Genomic DNA, 1,161 nt, shown 5'->3' on the forward strand with positions numbered 1-1,161 from the left:
GCACTTGAATTAGCTTCACAGCAAATTGCTTTACAAACGAACGTAGGATTGTAAGTATATTCTTCCTTATGGCAATGAAATTATAATTTTCTATTGTTCTAAGGTTCCTATTTAACATAATGGCTGTTATACGAAATTAATGGATGTTCGTATAGATTACTTGCATATTGTATTCGATCGAATACAATATAGTGAGAAGATAAGGAATCCTCATGATTGAAATTAAACGTCTGCCAGAATTTGATGAATGGTTGGATGGCATTAAAGACAATATGACCCGTATTCGCCTAAATCGTAGATTAGATAAGGTTCAACGTGGAAATTGGGGAGATATTAAACCTCTCCAAGATGGCGTTTGGGAAATGAGAGAATTCTTCGGTGCTGGATGGAGAATGTATTACATCCAACATGGTGATGTAGTGATTGTAATGCTTGGTGGAGGAGATAAATCGACTCAACAACAAGACATCGATCGTGCAGTCAAATTATCGAAAACATTGGAGGATTAAAATGGTTAAAGTCGCTGATTTACCAAGTTTTGATATGGCTGAGTCACTCAAAACTGAAGAAGACATTGTGATGTATCTCAACATGGTTCTTGAGGAAAATGATCCAGCTGAATTAGCTCATGCTCTTGGCGTAATTGCTAAAGCTCGTGGCATGACTCAAATCGCTAAAGAAGCAGGGATTGGACGTGAAGCACTTTACAAAGCCCTACGTCAGGATTCAGCACCACGTTTTGATACGATTAATCGTGTAGTGAATGCTTTAGGCTTAAAACTGACAGTACAACATGCCTAAAAACTTAAAAAATATAGTAAAAATGGGAGCTAAAGGCTCCCATTTTTTGATTCGTATAAATTTACTTTTGACTTAAAGTCTTTAATTCACGAATAGCTTTGCTTAGTTCAAACATTTGGTTGTGTAACTGCTCAGATAACATCTCATTATTTGCATCTTTTTTATTCAAAATATCTGCAATATCAATAGTATCTTCCATAATCTGAATTAATTTACTATGCACCTGTTCATATTCACTATTAGGCATCATTATCTCCTCCAAAAATTTAAGTCATTTAACATAAAATCTCTTATACGAAATTTAGGTCTTATCCCAAATAAATCCATTAAAAAGATCTTTATCTTTCTGCCTATTTTCTT

Annotated in this window: 3 protein-coding genes; 2 read left to right on the forward strand and 1 reads right to left on the reverse strand. The window is 34.5% G+C overall.

What is annotated here, in order from left to right; genetic code table 11:
- Positions 1–212: 212 nt before the first annotated feature.
- On the forward strand, positions 213–509 hold the full coding sequence (locus FTV31_RS17000; RefSeq protein ID WP_005175534.1) for a type II toxin-antitoxin system RelE/ParE family toxin: 297 nt from the start codon (positions 213–215) through the stop codon (positions 507–509).
- 1 nt (position 510) lies between these two features.
- Positions 511–801: an addiction module antidote protein gene (locus tag FTV31_RS17005; protein WP_004969304.1), complete on the forward strand. Its 291-nt coding sequence runs from the start codon at positions 511–513 to the stop codon at positions 799–801.
- 61 nt (positions 802–862) lie between these two features.
- Here FTV31_RS17005 and FTV31_RS17010 read toward each other — a convergent pair whose 3' ends face one another.
- Positions 863–1,048 carry a hypothetical protein gene (locus tag FTV31_RS17010; protein WP_179996734.1) on the reverse strand — a complete coding sequence of 62 codons (186 nt, stop codon included), beginning with the start codon at positions 1,046–1,048 and terminating at the stop codon, positions 863–865.
- Positions 1,049–1,161 lie beyond the last annotated feature (113 nt).

Source organism: Acinetobacter sp. YH16031 (genome assembly GCF_013417335.1).
Taxonomy (GTDB): Bacteria; Pseudomonadota; Gammaproteobacteria; order Pseudomonadales; family Moraxellaceae; genus Acinetobacter.